At 56.3% G+C, this 5773-nt stretch carries 5 protein-coding genes and 1 pseudogene; all 6 read right to left on the reverse strand.

Annotation, left to right across the window (positions count from 1 at the left end):
* Window positions 1–1009, reverse strand: a pseudogene (locus ACWIZX_RS12455) (hypothetical protein); the annotation flags it as partial.
* Entirely contained in the window at window positions 1006–1743 is a 738-nt protein-coding gene (locus tag ACWIZX_RS12460) for a hypothetical protein (RefSeq protein ID WP_448336006.1), read from the reverse strand. The pseudogene ACWIZX_RS12455 and the gene ACWIZX_RS12460, both read right to left, overlap by 4 nt.
* A gap of 144 nt (window positions 1744–1887) precedes the next feature.
* On the reverse strand, window positions 1888–3225 hold the full coding sequence (locus tag ACWIZX_RS12465) for a hypothetical protein (protein ID WP_448336007.1): 1338 nt from the start codon (window positions 3223–3225) through the stop codon (window positions 1888–1890).
* Between the two features lie 69 nt (window positions 3226–3294).
* Window positions 3295–4161 carry an SDR family oxidoreductase gene (locus ACWIZX_RS12470; protein WP_448336008.1) on the reverse strand — a complete coding sequence of 289 codons (867 nt, stop codon included), beginning with the start codon at window positions 4159–4161 and terminating at the stop codon, window positions 3295–3297.
* Window positions 4162–4261: 100 nt separating this feature from the next.
* Window positions 4262–4834, reverse strand: a complete 573-nt coding sequence (locus ACWIZX_RS12475; protein ID WP_448336009.1) for a flavodoxin domain-containing protein — start codon at window positions 4832–4834, stop codon at window positions 4262–4264.
* A 104-nt stretch (window positions 4835–4938) separates the two neighbouring features.
* On the reverse strand, window positions 4939–5580 hold the full coding sequence (locus ACWIZX_RS12480; RefSeq protein WP_322793716.1) for a response regulator transcription factor: 642 nt from the start codon (window positions 5578–5580) through the stop codon (window positions 4939–4941).
* Window positions 5581–5773: the final 193 nt, after the last annotated feature.

A 5773-nucleotide genomic window follows, 5' to 3' on the forward strand; every position in this document is an offset into this window, starting at 1 on the left:
GATTCAAGCCAAAGACAGCATACACCGGCGCCAAAAGCAGCGGGAAGAGCGGCGGGTAGGCGCTCGGCCCAAGCACCACCGCCGGGTTGTGCAGAATGCCAATCGCCGTGTACGGCTGCCCCAGAGCCAGGTTGCGCGCATGAGCAATGTACTGGGCAAAATCGTCCCGCCATGGGTGACCGCTGCGCAGCGTTAGCAGGTAAAACAGACCAACACTCACAAGAGACACAAAGGGGAGATATTGAATTAACTTTTCCAACAAGGGCGGGTAACGCCGGTAAATCCTCTCCATCTCGTTCAGAAACACCTGACTCAGCCATGCCAGACTGAGCGAGCCAACCATCATTACCAGCAGGTAACAAACGGCATAAAATCCAAACGATAGATAAGGCAGGTGAATTCCTTTTTCGATTGACCCGCCTTCCATCAGAATCTCCCTCGGCTGGTCTCCCACCTGCGCAATCAGGCGGAGAGGCACCTCGCTTCGTACAGTCACCAGTAATTCGTCCCAGATTCGTCCGCGCCAGCGGATTTGCACAGGCTGACCCTGCCGGGCATTCAGAGAGACTCCCTCTGACGTGATCCGGGCGGTTGGCGGCAATTCCAGATCGCTGAAGGACAGGTCACCCAAACCATTGTTCAACCAGACCAGTTGAAAATCGGCTTCTTCTGAATTGAGCGGTTCAAAATTCAGGCGCACTTCAACCGGAGCGACCAGCGAATGCAAAGTGGGCGCCGGGGTGATCAGAAACAGGACTGCGGTAAGGATGATCCCCATCCACCAACTCTTTGTTGAGATTCCCCGCCAGCCGGCTGCGGTGATACCCCGCTCTTTCAAAAACCACAACAACAACGCGAATACCAGAGCAACAACAACACTAAACGCCAATCTTCGAAGGCTGAAAACGGAGCGGGGTTGGAAGATCAAAAAATACAAATTTACCAGCAGGCTGAGCCACAACAATCCAAAACGGCCGGCTTGATCAAAAGGTTTTCCCAAATGCCTCATCCATCCTCCCACAGCGGCGAAAGGCGCAGCAAAGCGGTCACAACCGCCAGACTCATCCCACCGAGCAGGATAATCGCCAGTTTGACCAGTCCGTAATACCACCAGCTGCCCACCGGCAGGGTTATTGTTCTTTCCGCCATTCGTCCTTCGTCAAAAGTCAGCCTTTCTTCTCTGCCCTGCATCACAATGACCGCCTGCACGGGCTGGTCGGTTGTAAAAACCAGCCTCATATTGCGCCATGCCCGGCCGCTCCAGGCTGCCTTCCCGCTCTCCGCGTCTTGCAACGAAAAAACGATCCCACTGCCCGGCTGTACCCTGCCCGTTTCGTTGATGCGAATATCGCGGTAAGACACATCCAGCATGCCGTTGTTCAAACTGACCAGTCTGACCTCAGCAGGCTGCCCGGAAAGCGGCAGGAACTCCAACTCCAGCCGCACCGGCAGTGCAAACAAATGCCCCGGCGGGGCGGGGTAAATCAGATGCAGAACCACCGAGAGCAGCAGTCCCGCCCGCCATAGATTGCTGCGGCGGACAAAATTCCCCCACCACCCGGTCAGGGAATATCCCCGGCGGCGCGCAAAAAACCAGACCCCCGCGCTCAAAGCCCCGCCAATTCCCGCCGCCAAAGCCAGCCGCCGCAGGCTCAGCACGCCAACCGGCTGCAGGAAGAGCAGGTAGGCATTCAGTCCAAAACTGAGTGCCAGCATCACAAACAGGCCTGTGCTGGCTGCCACTCGAGGTCGGTGTTCCACTCCTGTTGACTGGATCATCCCGCTGTGAAAACTGGTCCAATAGGGTCAGAATCAATCAGGGGAGGAGGGTAGGGAGCCTCCTCCCCCTAACCGGAAGCGATTACCTTGGCTTCCAGTGCCGGTTGGCTAAGGTTGAATTTGAGAAAAGATCTCCGCCGCAAAGTTGAGTACATCCTCTTGCTGGGAGGAAGACACCTGACCATCCCCCCGCCCATACCAGTTCAATGAGTATTCAAAACCATCGGTTACCCCATCGCTGCGGCGAGCGTCAAAAGGCGCAAGCTGATCTGCCCAATTATACAACATTTTCAACTGATCTGCTGAAAGGCGCAATGACCCGCGTGAGGCAGGCGGGGTGCTTTTACAATCGGCGGCGTACGCCCAGCCGCTCTCGTAAATTTCCAGCGTGTCGCAAAAACCGGCAATTCCGCCGCTGCGCTGCCACAAAAGCAGGCGGTATTGGTCAGCCGGTTGCCCGGCGCGCACTTCGGCCGCTGCCAGCCCCGCCCAGGCCGCCAGGGCGCGGCCCTCTTCCACCGCAGGCTGACCTGTACCGCGCCCTTGAAAGGACAGCCAGCCGTAGGGTGTTTCCATTTGAAACGATGCAAACTGGCGAATCCACTCTGCCAGTTCCAGCGGACGCTGTAAATTGACAAAAGACCGCCCTTCGAGCACACTGCCACACGCCCCGTCCGAAAGGCCGCCCAAGCCAACCTGAATAATTCGACAATCCTCACCCTGGGAACCGGAGATCAGAATCAGGTAAGACTGCCCATCATCCGCACTCTTGACTCCAGCCTGCCGCAGCTGGCTGCCATCGCCATTGGTGTGATAAATGTACTGCAAACCCTGCACGGCAAAGACCACCCGAAAACCGTTGATGACCTCCGGCTGGCATTCCTCCCCTGCCTGGGGTAAACCCAAACAGGAATCCTGCCACTCTGCCGCAAGTGCTTCTACCAGCACCGCCTCGGCGGGCATGGCAAGTGAGAGCCGTTCCGCCAGATGACGACGGGCAGCCGCCACGGCAGCTTCTTGAACGGCCGGCACCGGGCGGATGCGCCCGCCTTCCAGGTCGGTGCGAAATTCAAAGAATTGATCACCGGCTTGCAGCCCCACCAGATAGCCCGGCACAATTTCTTCGGTGCAGGCTTCCTCTTCGGCACCCAATCCAAGACAGCCATCCGGCCAATCGGCGGCTTCTACGCGAATCACGCTGATGGTGGTTTCATCCAGACCCAATGATACTGCCAGAAGCTGACGGGCAGCCAGTACCGCCGGGGGAAAGAAGGACGAATCGGGCGGCAGGTTATTTTCCTGCACCGGTGTAGGGGTCAGCACTCGTGGGTCATACCAGCCGGGCAGGGGTGTTTTTCGATCCACCGGCGGGGTTTGAATGGCTTGCGTACAAGCCGCAAGTGACATCAGCAGCATAACCATCCCAATCAGATTTTTACGCCACATAAATACTCCTGTCGCTGAAATTTTTCGACGACAGGAGTATTATAACCCGCCCGCTCACTCAGGCGTATTTCAGGCGGTCTTTTCCTTCAATCCGGTCAGTTCCAGACTGACCTCCCACAAACGCCGGGCGGTTTCCTCATCTTGTGAAATTTTGGAAGACTCAACTGCCTTTTTCTGGTCGAAGTACCTGCCGGTGATGCCTTCCACCTCCGGCGAGGTGGCCAGGTAAAGCGTAGTTTCAGCGCCCTGTTCGGGAGAAATTGCCCCAACCCGCTGAACAAGGCTCAACCCCAAACCAATCAGCCCGCCATTGTTTTTACCAAACTGAGTGGCCACAAAGCCGGGGTGCAGGCAGTTCACGGTGACTCCGCTGCCTTGCAGACGGCGCGCCAGTTCGTAGGTAAACAGCACGTTCATCAACTTGCTGTTGGAATAGGCGCCCCAACCGCTGTAACTTTTTTCGGCATTCAAATCGTCAAAATTGATTTTTCCGCCAAAATGGGCAGCAGAGGATACATTGATGATCCGCGCTGGTGCGCTTTTCGTCAACAGATCGAGCAGCAGGTGGGTGAGCAGAAAATATGCCAGATGATTGAGTGCAAAGGTCTTCTCCAAACCATCAGCGGTCAATTCGCGTTTGGCAAAAAATGCTCCGGCATTGTTAATCAGCACATGCAGCTGGTCATAGCGATGGCGGTATTCGGCGGCCACCCGGCGCACCTGCTCTTGCTCCGAAAGATCCGCAATCAGAAAATCCACCCGGGGGTTATCACTCTGCTCGCGTATTTCGCGAACGGTTTGTTCCGTTTTTTGCGGGTTGCGCCCAATGATGATCACATGCGCACCCCGTTTAGCCAGTTCCAAGGCGGTCACTTTGCCAATTCCATCCGTGCCGCCCGTAATCAGCACTTTTTTACGATCCACTGTCCAGGTCATTTTCACTTCTCCTTTTCCGGTAAATACCCTGACATTAGGATTATAAACAGGCGCTGATGAAAATCGCAATCTCAGCAGCGGGAAAGATTATACAGAGGGTTTACAGTTTTTCGGGCGGCAGGCGGACAGGCAGGGATGGCTGGCACATCCCGAATAAAATTTTACCCATCTTCTGCCCCCATTCGCGGATGGCCTCCCAATCGCGCCAATCTCCCGGCTTAAGCGCGGTTTGCCCACCGTGGACGGCGTGCTGCAACATTTCTTCGCTGACCCTTCCGGCAAACATGCCCACTTCCAGGGGACGAAATTCCGGAAAGGTGCGGCGAATCTCTTCGTAGGCCTGCCGGGCAGCCTCGCGGTTTTGAGGTGTATCCTGACACAGGCTGCCGCACAGTTGAAAAACCCCCATCAGGCGCAGGCGCAGGGTAGCGCGCTGCGCGCTCAAAAAGGCAATTGCCTCCGGCAGCCAGCGGGCATGGCGCACCGGACTGCCGAGCACCACCGCCCAGTAGGGACGCAAATCACGCACCCGCTGCACCGGCGCAACATCCACCCGGCCGCAAAATTGCCCGATTTCGTAGGCAATCACCTCAGCCACTTCCGCCGTAGAACCTGAACGGGTCGCATAGGTGACCAGAATGGCATCCTTTGGCATCCAATTCGACGTTTCCACCAACGACCTCCGGCAAAATTTTAGCCCAAAACACCCAAATGTACACGTTCAGGGGAAGGGTTTTTCTCCCCTGCACATGGGTAGGGGTAAACCTTTCTTCCGGCTTATTCGACCAACCGCTGCTGAAGCGCAAAGGCAACCGCTTCGGTTCGGCTGGAAACTCCCAGTTTCGACAGAATATTACTGACGTGAAACTTGACCGTCGAGGGGCTGACCACCAGTTTGGCAGCGATTTCGTTGTTGCTCAAACCGCGCACCATCCAGATCAGCACATCCCGCTCGCGCTCGGTCAATTCAAACACGGGGGCAGCCGGGCGGGTGGCCGCCTGAATCAGCACCTGCGCCGCCTCCGGTGCCAGCGTAGAACGCCCGGCATGCGCTGCGCGGATGGCCTGGGCCAGTTCATCCGCCGAAACATTTTTGAGCAGATAACTGATCGCACCTGCCTGTAAAGCCGCCTGCACCAGCGTATCCTCACGGAAACTGGTCAGCGCAATGACTTGAATGTGCGGGTATGCCTCGCGAATCTGGCGGGTTGCAGCAGCACCGTCCATTTCCGGCATGACCAGATCCATCAAAATCACATCCGGTTGGAGTGCAGCGGCGCGCTGAACGGCCTGCCGCCCGTTTTCTGCCTCTCCCACCAGTTCAAGATCATCAAATGCCATCAAAAACGCGCTCAAACCACTGCGTACTACGGCATGATCATCCACCAGCATCACCCGAATGGGCGCCGATTCACTCATGATTTCATCCTCGACCCAATCTTAGAGCACACCAACCATTGTTATTAATTTTACCCGCAAAACACCGGAAGAGCGACTGAAAATTGCTCCAGGACTTTCTCAAAGTCGAAAACGGTCAAACAGCAGCCGGCAGGTGCTATCCGATGTCTATTCGGAATTATCCACTGATACGTCAAATCGAGCGATTTTGCCC

The organism is Bellilinea sp., assembly GCF_053501535.1.

What these genes read in the sequence shown, in the direction of transcription:
- ACWIZX_RS12480 (WP_322793716.1), bottom strand. Translation starts at nt 5,580, where the DNA reads ATGAGTGAATCGGCGCCCATTCGGGTGATGCTGGTGGATGATCATGCC.
- ACWIZX_RS12465 (WP_448336007.1), bottom strand. Translation starts at nt 3,225, where the DNA reads ATGTGGCGTAAAAATCTGATTGGGATGGTTATGCTGCTGATGTCACTT.
- ACWIZX_RS12470 (WP_448336008.1), bottom strand. Translation starts at nt 4,161, where the DNA reads ATGACCTGGACAGTGGATCGTAAAAAAGTGCTGATTACGGGCGGCACG.